General features: G+C 56.7%; 14 protein-coding genes. 6 read left to right on the plus strand and 8 right to left on the minus strand.

All coding sequences use genetic code 11. From position 1 onward, the window contains the following. The first annotated feature begins 4 nt into the window (after positions 1–4). From OC71_RS07115 to OC71_RS07135, 5 genes are all read left to right on the plus strand, one after another. Positions 5–658 (plus strand): ABC transporter ATP-binding protein, encoded by a 654-nt coding sequence (locus OC71_RS07115; protein ID WP_041066289.1) that lies wholly within the window; start codon positions 5–7, stop codon positions 656–658. Then, on the plus strand, positions 655–3,126 hold the full coding sequence (locus tag OC71_RS07120; protein ID WP_041066292.1) for an ABC transporter permease: 2,472 nt from the start codon (positions 655–657) through the stop codon (positions 3,124–3,126). Before OC71_RS07115 ends, OC71_RS07120 begins: the two co-directional genes overlap by 4 nt. Next, complete coding sequence (locus tag OC71_RS07125) at positions 3,116–4,186, plus strand: lipocalin-like domain-containing protein (protein ID WP_041066294.1); 1,071 nt, start codon at positions 3,116–3,118, stop codon at positions 4,184–4,186. Before OC71_RS07120 ends, OC71_RS07125 begins: the two co-directional genes overlap by 11 nt. Positions 4,187–4,343: 157 nt before the next feature. Continuing rightward, positions 4,344–4,586 (plus strand): hypothetical protein, encoded by a 243-nt coding sequence (locus tag OC71_RS07130; RefSeq protein WP_041066297.1) that lies wholly within the window; start codon positions 4,344–4,346, stop codon positions 4,584–4,586. A 116-nt stretch (positions 4,587–4,702) separates the two neighbouring features. After that, positions 4,703–5,287 (plus strand): hypothetical protein, encoded by a 585-nt coding sequence (locus OC71_RS07135; RefSeq protein WP_041066300.1) that lies wholly within the window; start codon positions 4,703–4,705, stop codon positions 5,285–5,287. A 330-nt stretch (positions 5,288–5,617) separates the two neighbouring features. On the opposite strand, the gene OC71_RS07140 is transcribed toward OC71_RS07135, so the two are convergent. Beyond that, positions 5,618–6,424, minus strand: a complete 807-nt coding sequence (locus OC71_RS07140) for a glycosyltransferase family 2 protein (RefSeq protein WP_041066303.1) — start codon at positions 6,422–6,424, stop codon at positions 5,618–5,620. A gap of 215 nt (positions 6,425–6,639) precedes the next feature. Between OC71_RS07140 and OC71_RS07145 the strand changes: the two genes are divergently transcribed. Then, positions 6,640–7,452 (plus strand): VanW family protein, encoded by an 813-nt coding sequence (locus OC71_RS07145; RefSeq protein ID WP_041066306.1) that lies wholly within the window; start codon positions 6,640–6,642, stop codon positions 7,450–7,452. Between the two features lie 37 nt (positions 7,453–7,489). Here OC71_RS07145 and OC71_RS07150 read toward each other — a convergent pair whose 3' ends face one another. The 7 genes from OC71_RS07150 to tssI form a co-directional block, all read right to left on the minus strand. Then, entirely contained in the window at positions 7,490–7,987 is a 498-nt protein-coding gene (locus OC71_RS07150) for a hypothetical protein (RefSeq protein ID WP_041066309.1), read from the minus strand. A 68-nt stretch (positions 7,988–8,055) separates the two neighbouring features. Beyond that, complete coding sequence (locus OC71_RS07155) at positions 8,056–8,433, minus strand: Imm50 family immunity protein (RefSeq protein ID WP_371260354.1); 378 nt, start codon at positions 8,431–8,433, stop codon at positions 8,056–8,058. A gap of 213 nt (positions 8,434–8,646) precedes the next feature. Next, positions 8,647–9,117, minus strand: coding sequence for a hypothetical protein (locus OC71_RS07160; protein WP_041066313.1), 471 nt, complete (start codon positions 9,115–9,117; stop codon positions 8,647–8,649). Positions 9,118–9,294: 177 nt separating this feature from the next. Further along, complete coding sequence (locus OC71_RS07165) at positions 9,295–9,657, minus strand: hypothetical protein (RefSeq protein WP_041066317.1); 363 nt, start codon at positions 9,655–9,657, stop codon at positions 9,295–9,297. Further along, a complete protein-coding gene (locus OC71_RS07170) occupies positions 9,658–14,367 on the minus strand; it encodes an RHS repeat-associated core domain-containing protein (RefSeq protein ID WP_084234152.1) in 4,710 nt (1,569 codons plus the stop codon). It abuts the gene before it with no gap. Further along, positions 14,367–15,104 carry a DUF4123 domain-containing protein gene (locus OC71_RS07175; RefSeq protein ID WP_041066319.1) on the minus strand — a complete coding sequence of 246 codons (738 nt, stop codon included), beginning with the start codon at positions 15,102–15,104 and terminating at the stop codon, positions 14,367–14,369. The genes OC71_RS07170 and OC71_RS07175 overlap by 1 nt, the downstream gene beginning before the upstream one ends. After that, positions 15,094–17,136 (minus strand): type VI secretion system tip protein TssI/VgrG, encoded by a 2,043-nt coding sequence (tssI, locus tag OC71_RS07180; protein WP_041066322.1) that lies wholly within the window; start codon positions 17,134–17,136, stop codon positions 15,094–15,096. The genes OC71_RS07175 and tssI overlap by 11 nt, the downstream gene beginning before the upstream one ends. Positions 17,137–17,316: the final 180 nt, after the last annotated feature.

Consider the following 17,316-nt stretch of genomic DNA (forward strand, 5'->3'; position numbering starts at 1 on the left):
CGGCATGCTTCAGGTTCAAGGCGTTTTCAAAAGTTACCTCACTCCCCAAGGCTCATTGCCCGTGCTGCAAGGCGTCGACCTGACGCTCGAACCCGGCGGCAGCCTGGCGCTGATGGGCGAATCCGGCAGTGGCAAAAGCACTTTGCTGCACCTGATCGCCGGCCTCGACAAGGTGGATCGCGGCAGCATCCACAGCGGCGAGCATCGACTGGAGCAGATGAACGAAGCGCAACTGGCCGACTGGCGCCGTACCGAAATCGGTCTGGTGTTCCAGCAGTTCAACCTGATCGGCAGCCTGCGGGTCGAGGACAATCTGGCGTTTCAGGCGCGTCTGGCCGGGCGCCATGAGCCGCGCTGGCAAGCGCATCTGGTGCAGCGTCTGGGTTTGGGTGATTTGCTCAAGCGTTATCCCGAACAACTGTCGGGCGGCCAGCAGCAGCGGGTTGCTTTGGCCCGGGCGTTGGCGTCGCGACCGAAACTGCTGCTGGCCGACGAACCCACCGGCAGCCTCGACGAAGCCACCAGCGATGAAGTGCTGCGTCTGTTGCTGGAGTTGCTCGACGACACGCCGACCACGCTGCTGATGGTCACGCACAGCCCGCGCGTGGCGGCGCGACTGGCGCAGCGGGTGGTGTTGTCCAAGGGCCGCCTGACGTGAACGTGTTCTGGCAAACCCTGCGTGCGCTGCTCAGCCATTGGCGGCGGCATCCGGTACAGTTCTTCAGTGTGCTGACGGGTTTGTGGCTGGCCACCAGTCTGTTGACCGGCGTCGAAGCACTGAACAGCCAGGCCCGCGACAGTTACGCCCGGGCGAGCCAGATGATTGGCGGCGAACCACAGGCCAGCCTTGCTACGCCCAATGGAGCGACGTTTACCCAGCAATGGTTCGTTGACCTGCGCCGCCAGGGCTGGCCGGTTTCGCCGCTGCTGCAGGGGCGGCTGGTACTCAAGGATCACCCGGATCAGCGCCTGCAACTGATGGGCATCGAACCGGTGTCGCTGCCGGTGGATTCCGCCGTGGCCGGGCAGGCGATGCCGATCGAGCGCATCGTCGCGTTCTTCTCGCCGCCGGGCAGCACGTGGATTTCCCCGGAAACCCTGCACGCGTTGGGCCTGACCGAAGGCGCAACACCGCAGGCCGTCAACGGACAAAGCCTGCCACCGCTGCACGCGCAACAAGACATGGCGCCGGGCGTGTTGCTGGTGGATATCGGTGTCGCGCAAACCGTGCTTGAGCAACCCCGGCAACTGTCGCGCTTGTTACTGCCCAAGGATTTTCACGCCGAGTTGCCGGCCGCGTTCAATGGCCGGTTGCAGCTCAAAAGCAGCGCCGAGGAAAACAATCTGGCGCGCCTGACCGAGAGCTTCCACCTGAATCTTGATGCCTTGGGATTTCTCTCGTTCGTGGTCGGGCTGTTCATCGTGCACGCGGCTATCGGTTTGGCACTGGAGCAGCGTCGTGGCCTGCTGCGCACGTTGCGTGCCTGCGGGGTCAGTGCGCGGATGCTGATCGGCAGCCTGATCGTCGAACTCGGTGTGCTGGCGCTGATTGGCGGGGTGTTCGGCGTCGTCAGCGGTTACTGGCTGGCGAGCGTGTTGCTGCCGGATGTCGCCGCTAGTCTGCGTGGTTTGTACGGCGCGGAAGTGGCAGGGCAGTTGCGTCTGAGTCCGTGGTGGTGGTTCAGCGGTATTGGTTTGAGTCTGTTCGGCGCGTTGCTGGCCGGCGCCAACAGTCTGTTGCGTGCGGCACGTTTGCCGCTGTTGGCGGTGGCGGATCCACAGGCCTGGCATCAGCAGCATGCACGCTGGTTGCGCCGTCAGGGTTGGCTGGCGGCGATGTTGGCGCTGATTGCACTGCTGGCGTTGGTCTGGGGCGACAGCCTGAGCAGCGGTTTCATGTTGATGGCCGGGTTGCTGCTGGGTGCTGCGCTGGCATTGCCGGTGGTGCTCAGCGCGGTGCTCAATCAATTGCTTGGGCGCAGTCGTTCGGTGCTGGGTCAGTGGTTTCTTGCTGATTGCCGCCAACAGTTACCGGCACTGAGTCTGGCGCTGATGGCGCTGTTGCTGGCGCTGGCGGCAAACATCGGCGCGGGCAGCATGACCGCCGGTTTTCGCCAGACCTTCAACGACTGGCTCGAACAACGCCTGAGTGCCGAGCTGTACCTCAACCCGGTGAATCCGGCGCAATCGCGCGAGATGTACGTCTGGCTCAAACAACAGCCGAACGTCAGCGCGGTGCTGCCCAACTGGCAAGTAGCCGTGACCCTGCAGGGCTGGCCGGCGGATGTATTCGGGGTGATCGATCATCCCTATTATCGCCAACACTGGCCGTTGCTCGAGGCGATCGCCGGTGATCCGTGGCCGCACCTGGCGACGGACGATGCGGTGATGCTCAGCGAACAACTGGCGCGACGGCTGAAGGTTCGCGCGGGGGATCATCTGAGCGTGCCGACGCCGGGCGGACCGTGGTCACCGCGCATCGTCGGCATCTACGCCGATTACGGCAATCCCAAGGGCCATCTGCTGGTCAACAGCAACCACCTGCTGCGCCTGTGGCCGACACTGACGCCGAACCGTTTCAACCTGCGCATCGCGTCGCCGGACATCCCGTCGTTTTTGACTGCGCTGCAAACGCGCTTTCAGCTCGATGACAGCCGCATCGTGGATCAGGCGCGGCTCAAAGGTTGGTCGGTGCAGGTTTTCGAACGCACTTTCGCCGCCACCGCCGCGCTCAACAGCCTCACTTTGGCGGTGGCCGGTGTGGCGCTGTTCATCAGTCTTCTGACCCAAAGCCAGAGCCGCCTCGGGCAACTGGCGCCGCTGTGGGCCTTGGGCGTGACGCGCCGGCAGTTGATGCTGCTCAACCTCGGCCAAACCTGGTTGCTCGCGCTGCTGACGCTGGTGCTGGCGTTGCCGCTGGGGATCGCCCTGGCGTGGTGTCTGGATGCGGTAATCAATGTGCAGGCATTCGGCTGGCGCTTACCGTTGCGGATCTTCCCGCTGCAACTGCTGCAATTGATGGGATTGGCGTTACTGGCGACCTTGCTGGCCTCGGCGTGGCCGCTGTATTCGTTGTACCGCACGCAACCGGCGGATCTGCTGAGGACGTTTGCTCATGAGGATTAAGCGGGTTGCGTTGCTTTTCACGCTGCTGCTTTTGGGCGGCTGCGATCAGCCTGTGCCTGAGCAAAAGGGCTTTGCCGGGCTCGGCGATCAGGCCGCTCAGTTCACTCCCGTGGTGCCGGGGCGGGTGTTCAGCTTCCCGGCGGATCACGGCGCCCACGACGGATTTCGTATCGAGTGGTGGTACGTCACCGCCAATCTCAAGGACCAGCAGGGCCACGATTTCGGTGTGCAATGGACGCTGTTTCGCAGCGCCTTGAAACCTGCGCCAGAGCAACCGGGCTGGGCCAACCAGACAATCTGGCTCGGGCATGCCGCGGTGACGTCGGCCACCGCGCACCATGCTGCCGAGCGCTATGCCCGGGGCGGAGTGGGGCAGGCCGGTGTCAACGTCGCGCCGTTCGAGGCGTGGATCGATGATTGGCGCTTCGCCAGCCAGGCGCAGGATCCGCTGACGGATGTGCAACTCAGTGCCCGCGACAAAGCCTTCAGCTATCAATTGCACCTCACCTCCAGCCGACCGCTGGTGTTGCAGGGCGACAACGGTTTCAGCCGCAAATCCGAACAGGGCCAGGCCTCCTACTACTACAGTCAGCCGTTCTTTCAGGCCCGCGGCACCCTGCAAATCGACGGCCAGACCTACACCGTCAGTGGCCCGGCGTGGCTGGACCGTGAGTGGAGCAGCCAGCCGCTGGCGGCCAATCAGACCGGTTGGGACTGGTTTTCCCTGCATCTGGACAGCGGTGAATCGCTGATGCTGTTTCGCACCCGACAAACCGATGGCGCACCGTATCTGACCGGCACCTGGATCAGCGCCGACGGCCGTACCGAAACCCTGCACGGCGAGCAGATCAGACTCACACCCAAGGACAGCGCAAAAATTGCCGGGCACACGATGCCAGTGCGCTGGTCGATCAGCATTCCCGACAAACACCTCGACATCAGTCTCGACGCGCTCAACCCCAAGGCCTGGATGAACCTGCGCATTCCTTATTGGGAGGGCCCGGTACAGATCAGCGGCAGCCATGGCGGGCGCGGCTATCTGGAAATGACCGGGTACTGACTGCTGCCCCGCAACCAATGTAGGAGCTGCCGAAGGCTGCGATCTTTTGATTTTGATCTTTAAAAAGATCGCAGCCTGCGGCAGCTCCTACAGGGATTGGGTTGAACTCTGTTTTATTGCGCAGCCTCTACAAACTATTACCCGTGGAGGATTAGCCATGAGCGACGACCTGCAACCCCCAGACCTCAACACCTGGCAGCGCCTGTTCGACGATCAGACCTACTGGCAGCAGTCCCCCGACGCTCACTATTTCGACCTGCAACGCATCGCCGACGATCTGCTCGGTCAAGGCGCGATCGATCTGGAGCAGTGGCAGATCCTGCGCGCCAAGGCCGATGACCTGCACAAGAATTCGCCCGCCGCGAATGTCGCCAATGAACTGGATGACCCCGAAGCCTGAGGACCCGGCATAAACAACAGCCAAGCCCTGAACAGCGTCTATGCTCAGTGGCACATTCGGTGCCAAACACGCGTTGGCGCCGGTTGCTGCCATTCACTACAGGGAAAGTACCGCTCATGAAGCTCCACGCTCTGGCCAAGGCCATCACCCTTGCAACCGTTCTGTCCGCCACCAGCTTCGTTGCCATGGCGGCGGACATTCCGCTGTCCGCCACCATCGAGGCCGATCAGGTCACCACCAAAGTGCTGGCCGTTGATGCGGCCAACCATCAGGTCGTGCTCGAAGGTGCAGAAGGTCGTCAGGTTCACGTCCAGCTCAGCGACAAGGCGAAAAACCTCGCCAACCTCAAGGTCGGCGACCTGGTAAAACTCGAAGTCCAACGCTCGGTGGCGGCTTACCTCGATACCGATGTGGATAAAGGTCTGCCTGGCACCGTCGAACGCAGCGGTGAGCTGCGCAAGGCGCCGGGCAGCGAAAACCCGGGCGGTGAGGCCTATCGCCAGATTCAGGTGCAACTGAAAATCACCAAAATTGATTTGAAGAATAATCAAGTGACCCTGCAAAACCCGCAGGGTCAGTCGAAAACACTCGACGTGAAAAAGCCTGAAATCCAAGCCAAGCTGAAAGATCTGAAAGTCGGGCAGAGCGTAGTTGTCACTTATACCGATGTATTAAAAGTGACCAGTCAGCATGAAAGTTGAGTATTGACTCTACAAGATGGTTGTTCTTGTACAGATTATTGTATGAGAACAATCATCTGAAATGAGTTGGGCTGTGCAGTGAAAGTTTCACGAAAGGATTTCGTCGATAAATATCTATTAACTTTTTCGTACATAAAATTTACCTTTGTATATGACGACATATCCGCCAACTTCTATTAAAATCCTTCCCGTTCGCCCAGTGTCAGGGCTCTTTACCGGTGCATGGATTGCCAGGCCATTACACTGGGCGAACACCTCCTCGGAACGGATGTATACAATTTCAGATTAAAAAAAGGGCGACTTTGCAGTCGCCCTTTTTTGTGTTCGTGATCAAACCGATGCTTGCTTTTCAAAACGTTTGAGAGTGGCCTCGTACATTCTGGTACGACGGTGGTTTTTGCCGTAGGTGCCGGCGGCAGCGACGGTGCCTGCCTGGATGTGATCCAGATAGCGGAAAATCTTGCGCGGTGACAGCAGCTTGATGCCGTAGCCCAAAGCGACCATTCGATCCTGCAGGGTATAACCGGGAACTCGGTCATCCATGCAAAAGTGCAGTCCCTGAGACTTCATCAACCTGGCGTTCCACAACGTGCAAAAACTTTTGAGGTGAGTTTCCCGATAAGGTTTCGGCTCTTTACTGCGCAAACCCAATGCCTTTTTCGCCCGGCGAATATAGTGTTTGCAAAACCGCGAAGTTAGTCGCCAGGTGTCTCTGACAATCCCGCGATTGATTTGCTCGACACACCCGACTGCAGCGATGTCTGCAGACTTTGCGCACTCACGCAGCATCATCGCGAAGACTTCCTTGTCGTAGACAAAAGTGTCGGTGTGCAGCAAAAACAGATAGTCGGTTTCAACTTTTCCCAGCGCCAGATCCAGCGCCTTGCCATGCGCAATATGTCCCGCTTCTTTGCCGGGGGAGGAGCGTTCGATCAGATTGATCCAGTCCAGCGAGCGCAAATAATCCAGACTGGCGTCGGCAGAGTCATTGTCCACCACCCAAACCGGGATGCGCTGCGCCTGAACATGCTCGCGCAACAACTCCAGGCACATCCGGGTGATGTCCGGGGTTTTGTAATTTACCAATACAAGACTGAAATTCGGCTGCGTAACGGCTGGTAAATCAAACTGGCTCATTCGGTAAGCTCATCCGCGGTTGATCGGCGACAGGTGTCTCTCGGGCCGGGATGCTAGCGACGCAAGCTTAGTTGAAGCTTAATTTGACGTTCAGGAGGTGAGGCGAGGTGTTTCGAGACACGACATCTCGCGCACGACGCAAGCCGGCCCACAGGCTAAACTGCGCGCCCCTCAGATGCTTCAAGGAAGAAACGGCACCTGCCGTCGCCCCACGGATGAAACCACTTTCCCTCTATCACCCGGCCCTGTACTGGCTGCGCGTCTGGCAAAAAAGACTGTTCCGCCAGATCGCCTGGCACTGCTCCAGCAATCGCTACGCACGCCTGGTTGCCGGCGCTGACCGTCTGCCATTCCGCTACCTGAAACACACCTCAAAACTCATCCGCAAACTCGGCGACTCCGACCTCGCCCTGCAACACAACAAAGTCATCAACCTGAAACTCGCCGTCGCCGCCATCGACGGCCTCATCATCGCCCCCGGCGAACACTTGTCCTTCTGCCGCCTCGTCGGCCGCCCAACCCGCAAACGCGGCTACGTCGAAGGCATGGAACTGTCCTTCGGCGAAGCACGCAGCGGTATCGGCGGCGGAATCTGCCAACTGAGCAACCTGATTCACTGGATGGCGATTCACTCACCGCTGGTCGTTGTTGAACGCTCCAACCACAGCTTCGATCCATTCCCGGATGAGGGGCGAGTGCTGCCATTCGGTTCCGGTGCGGCAATTTTCTACAACTACGTTGACCTGGTACTGCACAACCCGACGGATCGGAGTTTTCAGTTGAAGTTGAATGTGGGGGACACGCAGCTGGAGGGCGAGTTGTTGTGCGATCAGGTGCGGGCGTATCGGTATCACGTGTTTCAGGAAGGGCACCGGTTTGTGCGGGAAGGGGAGCGGGTGTATCGGGAGAATGAGATCTGGCGGGAAGTGCGAGAGAAGGGGCAGGTGGGGGAGTTGGTGGAGCGGGTAAGGTTGTATCGGAATCGGGTGGTGGTTAAGTATGAGGTGATGGACGAGTTGATCGGGTAGGGCGCGCCAATAGCAACATGATATTGGCGCCCACTGGTCAGTTTCTGAAATAAAGCTCGTCCAGTTGGCGTTTGCGTATGGACAGATACTCTTCCCATACCTTGGGGAAGTCTTCATCTTTGGTCAGCGGGAAGGTCAGATAGATGTACCTTCCAACCACACTGATATATTGCCTCGCACGCTTGAAGGCGGGTTGTTCGTAAGCTGCCACGCTTTCGTCATAGGCGTCATGGTAGTGATGGATGCTCACTCGGTGCGGGGCGATCATGCACCGCGAGAAATCGATCACCCAGCAGCTGTCAACGGCTGTGCTCAAATAACCGTAGACACCGTCGCTGGATAGACGAATGCACGAATTAGCCTGGGTGCCGTCGTCATCGTTGACCAAAATGATCTTGTCCGCGAAGTAATTGATATTTCTGCCGTCAGGCCCTTGCAGGACCAAGCTCCAGCCTTCGGCTCCCATGCGGAATTCACCGTTGTTTTCGAAGGTGGCGATCCAGTTGTTGGCGAGTGTGATTTGATGTTTATTCATGGGTGCTCATGTAAACCGAAGGGTCGCAAAGTAATGGGTATTTTGTTTTGAACTCCAATAGAGAGTTTTCATTTTCTGCACGGATTAAAAAAATACTCGTCAATTTTCTCTATTTTGATAGTGAGGCTCTCTTGAGTAGGTATGTTTTTTAAGAATAATTCCTTGACTCCGTTGCAGCTCAAGCCAATGCGGCAAGTGTTGAATCCCATCTTTATCCATTTTTCAGGTGCGGAGTCGGGGATTTCTGGGATATCGAATTCGAAGGTTATGTTAGGTCTGTTGTTGTCGATTGTTATTTGGAATAACTTTATCGTGCTAATTTTAATAGGTTTGGTGAACACTCTATTGAATAAGGTGTTGCCATCAAATTCATTCCAGGTTTTCATTTTTTTCCTTGAAGGGGGAGTGTTCTTTGGTGCCGGGGACCTTTCCGGTCCTAGTGTCATCGAAGGCAAAAGAGGCAAAAGGGAACAGATTTATTTTGATTGCTTTTTTGGGCTGCCTACACCAAAAATCTGTGCACTTTATTCGTTTTTATATAGTGTCGGGTGGTCGCTGATATTAATATGATATTTTTATGGGGTTAGCAGAGTTTTTAGACTTTGAATTCTTTAAATGTCTATCATCAGCTGTGCCGAAGTCGTGATCTGCATGCTTTTTCAAAGCTGTTCAAGATTAAGAGTGCATCCCTTGAGCTTTAATCGTTTGATTTCCTCATCAAAAGTGTACTTTGGCAGATCTTTGTTTTTTAAATCGTACTGTTGCCTAAGCAAACGAAATAGTTTTCCTATATCTTTCTTGCTTCTCTCGTCAAGACTTTCGATTAAGTCGTAACTATTGCTCGATAAAAAGGCTATTTTATTTTTAAGTGTGTAGTAAGCGCTTATATTTGAGAATAATCCTTCGGCATCTGAATAATCTTCCTTCAAATATTTTGCGTAATCTTCAAATATCGATGTGAGTAAATTTTGTGCGGCTTTCTGATTTTTTAAAACACTGCACATTTCCTGCCAGTTGCTGATAAAAAGATGGTCTCCCCAGTCGGAGTCTCGAGCAAAATATTGTCCATTTCCTTTAAAGAAATCAGATATTTCGTGAAGGTCTAAAGCAGTTTCAAAAGTGGTCTTCATTGAAGCTTTTCCCAGCCATCGAATTTTTTCAATGAAAAAATGGGCGGATTTATTTTCTGAAAAGAGGGCTGGCCAAGGGGAGTCTTTCAACCTCTATTGATTAGAAAGGGCAGGCTGGAAAATAAATTCATCCCCTTTTGCCGAGATTTATTTTTTAATTTTTTTGGTTTTAAGTGTTTAATTGAATTTTTTCTTAAGTTTTTCTAGTGTTATATCTAGATTAAGCTCTTCCACCTGTTTTTGTGTAGCGCACCAAGAAATGATAAAAGCGATAGCGTCTTTAAATGGCAATGTGACGTGGCTATCCATAAATTCAAAAGCAATTCCATCTTCCAGGTATTCAGGGATGTTTTCTGGATCTTCGTCCGTGCTTATATATATCCCAGACATTTCTATGCCAAAGCCATGCGATTTAATTAGGCTTTCTAAAGCTTTTGGCAAAAAACTAGAGTTGTGTAAAGATGATGACTCCAGTAAGTCTAGTAGACAATTGTTGACTATGTCGCGTTGCTTTTCTGAAAGCTGTTCTATGGTCATCATCTATTTCATCGTTGGGTGAAAGTTTGTGACGGTTGTTAGTGTTTCATCTAGGTAGATCCTAAATGTTATACCGTCGTGAGATGCGCTATACACTCGATTACCACTAGCTCGCGCCTGATTGTATCCGGATGCGGCGGCTTCTCTGCCCGAGTTGAACATTTTTTCTGTCGAGATTACGTTCGGATCATAGACTGTTTTTGGATTGTCAAATTCTTTTATTCCTACAGCTTGCCCAGTTCTATCCAAGGAGTCTCGTCCGTAGGTAATTTCAGATAGTCCAGGAGTTTTCGGGCTTTGGGTTTCTGAAATTATGTGCAAATTGTTGTCCGTGGCGGCTTTAAGAAAATCATCTCGATTGTGAGCGCCTTTGATCCCGCTTTTTTTACTGTATCCATCAGCTTTCTCAAGATGATTTTTGGCATTGTCACTAATGGGGACGCCTTTGTAATTCGTAGATCCTGGGCAATTATTCAACCCCAACGGATCCACCCACCCCGTAGGATTGGGCACGTACTGGTAGTTATTCAACCCACCCGCAAGCTTGATCGGATCCGGCGTCAAAAACCGTCCAGTGCCCGGATTGTAGTAGCGGTGACGGTTGTAATGTAACCCCGTCTCGGCATCGAAATACTGACCTTGGAAGCGCAGCGGATTATCGATCTCGCTGACGTCCAGCGCCGCGAGGTTACCGTAGGCGCGGTACTTCGCTGACCACATGATTTCGCCGCTGTAGTCGGTGAGTTCCTGCGGTGTGCCGAGGTGGTCGAGTTGATAGTAAAACGGCGTGGCTTTGCGCGGGCCTTCGCCATCGAGCATCGCCAGTGGACGGAAGCTACCGGGCTCATAGATGTAGCTGCGGTAGCGGTTTTCGGCGCTTTCAGCGATCAGTCGTTCGCCTTGCCACAGGAATTCTGTAGTGTGGCCGTCGACGGTTTTTTCGACACGGCGACCAAAGGCGTCGTATTTGTAGGACGCGTTGCTGCCTCCGGGCAGGCTTACGCCGATCAGGCGATGTTGGCAGTCGTAGCGGTATTCAGTAACGAGTTTCTGGCCGGTACCACGGCGTTCGCGGATCAGGTTGCCGTAGGCATCGTAGTCATAGTGGCGGTCGCCTTGCATCAGCAGGCGGTTGCCTTTGACGTTGGCGAGGTTGGCTGTGCCTTCGTTGTTCTGACCGAGCAGGTTGCCCGCCGGGTCGTGGGCGAAGCTTTCCGGTGTCGTACCGCGTACGCTGATGAGCCGGTCGAGCGGGTCGTAATGGTAGCTGCGATTGCCCTTGCGGCTGTCATCGATGCCGGCGAGGTTGCCGTTGGCGTCGTAATTATAGCGACGCTGGAACAGGTTTTTATCACGCTGACCGACAGTGTGGGCTAGCAGTCGACCCTGTTCGTCGTACTGGTATTGGCTGAGCAGCAGGCCTTGCTGGCGCTGTTGTTCGCGACCGGCGCTGAACTGGTGAGCGGTGAGACGTGAGCCGTTGAGGTCGATGCTGCTCAGGCGTCCGCCGGACAGGTGGCGGTAGTCGAGTGTGCTGCCATCCGGTAGGCGACAATGGCTCAGCTGGCCGACGCTGTCGTACTCGTAGCGTAGGGTGCCCCAGCCTTGGTGTTCCTCGATGAGGCGGTCTTGCAGGTCGTACTTGTAGGCGAGCGGCCAGTGGCCGTCGTCGACGTTTACGAGGCGACCGAGGGCGTCGTAGCTGTAGTGAATCTCCTCGCCATCGGCGAGGGTTTTTACCAGCAGACGGCCAGCGGCGTCGCGTTGATACTCGGTAACGAGTTCGCTGCCGTCATCGCCGAATTCGGTTTTCTTCAGCAACTGGCCGTTGAGGTCGTATTCGTAGGCCGTGCGGCGACCGTCGAAGCCGGTTTCCTGCTGGATCAGGCCGTTCGCGTAGTAATCGAGCTGGTAATGCTCGCCGCGCTCGTTTTCGATGTCGGTGAGCAACAGACGGGAGTTGTCGTAGCGGTAGCGCAGTTGGCTGCCGTCCGGATTGATGCGGCGGCTGACCAGGTGCAGGTTGTCGGCGTATTCGTAGCGAGTGATGCGGCCGAGTTCGTCACGTTCGGCGGTAACGTTGCCATAGGCGTTGTAGGTGAAGGCACGTGTTGCACCGCCCGGCAGCGTGACTTGTGCCAGGCGGTTGGCCGCATCCCATTGGTAGTGGGTGATGGCGCCGGATTCTTCCTGGCGGGTAATCTGCCGACCCAGTGCGTCGTAGCGATACTTGCGTTGACCGCCGTCCGGCAGGCGTTCTTCCAGTAACTGTCCGAGATTGTTCCAGCCGAGTTGATGGCGGCTGCCGTCCGGGTGGCGGATCTCCAGCAGGCGACCCTGGGCGTCGTAGCTGTTTAGCGTGGCATTGCCATCCGGGTCGATTTGCTGGGTGATGTCGCCCTGACGGTTGCGTTGGTACTTCCAACTGGCTTTGCCGCGATGAACATCGCTGACGAAACCATTGATGTATTCATACGTGGTCGCTTCGTCTTCCGGCGGGATGACAGCAGTCATCAGTCCGTTGTCGTCGTACCGGTATTCGGTGACAGCACCCAAAGGATCCTTTTCCGCGATCAACTGACCTTTGTCGTTGTACGCTTTGAGGTGTTCGGCGCCGTCCGGGTCGATCTTGCTGATCAGTCGCGCTTGGTCGTCGTGGGTGTAGACCTCTTCGCTGCCATCGGCGTTGGTTACCGTTACGCTGCCTTTATCGTCCCAGGCGTAGTGCGCTTCCATCTGCGAGAAGTTGGCCCAGTGACGGATGCAGCGAGACAGTTTGCCTTCGTTCTCCCACTCCCAGTAGAAGGCCGCGCCGCCTGCCAGTTGGCGCTCCAGAATCACGTGCTGATCGTTGTAGCGATAGCGCTCGGCTTCGCCGGCCGCGTTCTTCGCTTCGATCAGACGGTGCTGTGCGTCATAGCTGTATGTCACCAGCGTTTGAACGGTGTTCCAGGCATCTTCAAGGTTGTCCGCCGGCAGGAACTGTTGATAGTCCACAGCGATAATGTGTTTGCGGTCGTAGCGCAGCAGCAGGGCGCGACCGGCACCGTTATCGAGACGCTTGATCCGACCGTGGATATCGCGCGTGACGTGCAGCCGATTGCCATAGCTGTCGCTGATGGCGATCAGGGTGGCGCCTTTGCTGTTGAAGCGGAAGTGGTAGAACGATGGACGTTTGCCTGCCTGTGCCAGAACCAGTTCTGACGGATCGTCTCCAAGAAATATCGCTGCCTTCGACAGGCTGTTGGTAATTGCCGGACGTTGTTCGCTTGGGAGGGGGAAGGGTGTCGAGCGGTTTTCGTGGTCGGTCCAGATGACTTCGTCGCCACTGATCTCGAGGCGATGCGCCAGCGCATGGCTCCAGCCATAACCCAGGCCACAATCGATTTCCACTGCACTGGTTCGGTAGAGACGGGTCCATTCAAACGGCAGCAGACCGTCAAGTTGGCCGTCGGTCAGCGTCAACAGTTCTTCACCGGTAACCATTGAAACCGGACATCCATTGGTGCAAGTGTCGGCTGCCGGCTCCGCGCTTTTCTCGGCAGGCGTTTTTGCCTGTTTGGAAGCATCGTCGGCTATTTTGCCATCCGCGAGTTTGGCGTTTTTCTTCCCGTCAAAACGCAACTCGGAAATACCATTCCTCACCTTGGCCGTCACACCCCGCGCCGCAACAGCTGTGTACTTCGCGACGTATTCCATAAAGCCGTTGATGATCTTGAACAACGACTTCACGAAACCGATGACGGCGTTGAGCACCAACTCACCGTACTTCTTGAGTCGGGCAGCGAGATAGATGATCCCGGTGCCTTCGGCTGCGATGGTGAGTACCACACCAATCACGATGTCGATCGCGATACCAACGACGATCGCTGTGGTCATTTTCGCCACGTCGCCTGCCATCTTCATGGGTGGCAAACCGGCCAACCAGATCACTGCACTGCGCACCAGCAGGAACAGTGCGGCTTCGTCACTGGCCAGCAACATGGCCTTTTTCATGACATCTGGCGAGCTTTTGGCGACCTTGATCAGCTCATCAGCACCAGCCCCAAGATCCTTAGCAAATTTCTTCGGGTCTTGCAGGATATCGAGCACCAGACTGATGCCATCCCACACCCCCTTGATAGCCTCCCAGCCACCTTCAAGAATGCCGTTGCCGATAGCCATCGCGGTGCCCGAAGCTGACAGATTCGACCATTGCGGTTTGAACCCTGCCCACTCTTTACGCAGGAAACCTTCCAGGTCAGCGGTCACGCCGCTGTAGGAGCTGAAGAGGGCGTCTATCTGCGCCGGTGTCACTTCGTTGTGAACGCGGATCTGATAGAACTTGCCGGGAATACCTCCGGCCCACTCAGCCTTGCCTTGAGCGTCGAGTTTGACTTTGCTGACCGCACCACCTTCCACCGCGACAATCTCGACTTCGATGTCGCCAATCGGGATGTCGTAAACAGATTCGAATTTACTTTCGATCAGCAATGGACCCTTGAGAGGACACTGAGCCACGTTCGAGGCAAAATTACCGTCGTTCATGCTCACCGATTTACTGGTGTCGCCAACCTTGATCACGCGCTCCATGCCCAACAGGGAGGGCAGGTCAGCAGCTCGACTGGCCTTGTCGGCGGCCCTTGCGTACCAGGTTTTGGTTTGTTCCTGATACAGCTTCAGACTGTCCTTGAAGGTGTTCAGTTGGTTGTCAACAAAGGCAACGCGATCCATCAGCCTTGCTCCAGAATCAGGTGGTTTAACAGTGCTTCTTTAAGGTTTTTCGGCGCATCCGGGCGGCGCACGAAACGGCTGACTTTCAGCTTCAGGTTGTTCTCAGGCCAAGCGCTGTAAATATCCGGGCGGTCTTCTTCCAGCCACTGCATCAGGTTGCTGATCAGTGTCGTCGGGTTCTCCTTGGCTAAGCCATCCAGCAACTCCTTCGGCACCTCCCACCACGGCCAATCCTTCACCTTCGGCAACACCCGTGTCCCAACCTCCAGCGTCTGCCCGTTAATCAGATACCGTTCAAACACCGGCAGTACTTCCCCAGCCTTCTCCCCAAGCTCCTTCAGAATCGGGTAGATATGTCGCCCATCCCAAAAGCGGAAAAACACCTCAGTCCCGTCCGGCATCTTCACCTGTGTCAGGCTGCGCAGGTGCTCGAACACGTCGTTCGGTTCGGCGCGTGAGACGGCCAGCCAGCCCCAGTCGAGGGCGTCGGTTTCGGCGATCCAGGGCAGGAATGCCGAGTTCGGTTTGAGTTCGGTGACGTAGGGCATCACCGGTTGCCAGGTGGAGTAGGGCGTGCCGCCCCAGATTGGCAGGAGTTGGGCGGTGGGTTCGGTCAGGTACAGGGTTTTCAGTGCGTCGGCATCGCTCGCTGCGCTGATGATCAAGTACAAACGCTCGCCAATCTGCAGCGGCTGTTGCGCCAGCCAGTCCTTGGGTGTCAGTCGATCAGATGGCACAGGCACCTGCCTTGCATTTTTCGCATTCTTCGCAGAACGGCGCGTTGCGTTTGAGGGTGTTGATCTGGGCCGGGGTCAGGACCTGGCCGGCCTTGTCGGCGTCGGCCTGTTTCAGCACGCCGGGCATCAACGGGGCGGCGCCGGTGCCGCTGCCGGGGCTGCCGCCGGAGTTGATGTTGATCGTCGGGCCGCTCATGGTCACGCCGCCGGCGTCGATCTTGATGAAGCTGCCGCCGCCGACCAGGGTCAGCTCGGCGCCGGCTTCGAGCACGACTTTCATGCCGCTGCTCAGGTGGATTTCCTGGCCTGCATCAATGAACTGGCCGGTGCCGATCTTGATGTGCTGGTTGACGCCAACGGTCAGGTGGTCGTTGGCGCGGGCTTCGACTTTTCGATCTGCGTAGACGGTGTGGTGTTCTTCGGCCTTGAATTCCGTGTAGCTGTTCTGCTCGACGGTGTCGTGGCGTTCGTTGCCGACGCGGATCTTCTGGTCGTGCTCGATGTTCTCGTCCCAGTCGCGCTGGGCGTGCAGGTAGATCTGCTCCTGACCTTTCTTGTCTTCGATGCGCAGTTCGTTGTAGCCGCCGCCACCCATGGAACTCAGGGTCTTGAAGGTGCTGCGGGTCTTGTTTGCCGGCAGATCGTACGGGACGGTGTTTTCCTTGTGGTACAGGCAGCCGCTGATCAGCGGTTGATCGGGATCGCCCTCAAGGAAGGTGACCAGCACTTCCATGCCGATGCGCGGGATGGCGATGCCGCCGTACTGGGCGCCGGCCCAGGCGCTGGAAACACGCAACCAGCAACTGGTCTTATCGTCGGCCTGACCTTCGCGGTCCCAGTGGAACTGGACTTTGACCCGGCCGTACTCGTCGCAGTGAATCTCTTCACCTTTGGGGCCGGTGACCACGGCGCTCTGGCTGCCGAGGATGCGCGGTTTCGGGTGGCGTAGGGGCGGGCGGTTCGGCACGTCCCACGGGGTCGCCTGGAAGCGGTTGCGATAGCCCTGATGGAAATCGTCTTTCAGTGCGGTGGTGTCGCTGGTCACCGACTCTTCGAGCACTTGCGGCTGTTTGCCTTCGTGCAGGACTTCGGTCAGCAGCCACAGGTCATTCCATTTGGCTTTCGGGTGCTCGGTCAGGGCGAGGAAATGACCGCTGACCAGCAACGGCTGGTCGCTCTTGCCTTCGGCGAGCTGGAAGTCGCTGCGGTGGCGTTCGAGGGCGCGTTTGGCCAGGTGTTTGCCGCGCTCGCGGTCGATGAACCGGCCCGGGTAGTCGTAGTCTTCGAGGTCGGGCAGGGCGTCGCCGCGGTTCTCGCTTTCCAGGGTCAGGCGCGGTTTTTCGAAGTCGTAATCGCGGCGCGTGGTGCGGCTGGTGCGGGTTTCCAGGCGCAGGTCGAAACGTTTGATCACCGGATTGCTGGCGACCATGCCGGAGTCTTGCTGGTAGGCCACAGGCTGGAGTTTCGGGAACACCGTCTGGTCATCGCCGAACACCAGCTTGTGCGCCGTGGCGCTGTGCTGGAAGTGGTAGTGGATACCTTCTTCCTCGCACAGGCGCTGGATGAAGTGCAGGTCCGATTCATCGTATTGCACGCAGTAGATGCGCTCAGGATAGATCGAACCGGTCTTGAATTCGTAGGCGTTGCTCTGGATGCCGTGCTCTTCGAGAACCATGCCGATGATTTTCGGCACTGTGAGGTTCTGGAAGATGCGTTGGTTGACGCGATGCGCCAGGTACGACAGTTGCGGGCGCAGGGTTACCGAATAGCGCGTCAGGCGCTTGCCTGAGTCACCTTGCGCGGCGCGGTAGATCTGGCCATGAATGCCGCTGCCATCGGGCGACAGCTGCAGGAAGGCCGGTTTGTGCAGCAGGGTTTCGAGGTCCAGCGACGGCTGCTCACTGACCAGCTCCACCTCAAAGACAAAAGGCTGGCTGATGGCTTCCCGGCCGGTCAGGGTGAATACCTGAAAATCGGCGGAGAGCCCTTCGATGGTCAGGGCAAAGTGGGTTTCATTGGCCGGCGCGAACATCCCTTGTTCCTCGTGCTGTACAGCGGCGTTCGTCGACTACCGCCAGGCGGTTCAACGCACGCGAAATTCTGGAGGGGCGTAAACAACATCGACCAGCAGTGCTGGTCGATGCTTGTAACGATCAGCCGTAATTAAACGACTGGAGCACGCCAGTCATCGGAACCCGAAGTACCGGATACT

Source organism: Pseudomonas sp. W15Feb9B, from assembly GCF_000828175.1.
In the GTDB taxonomy this organism is placed as follows: Bacteria; Pseudomonadota; Gammaproteobacteria; order Pseudomonadales; family Pseudomonadaceae; genus Aquipseudomonas; species Aquipseudomonas parakoreensis.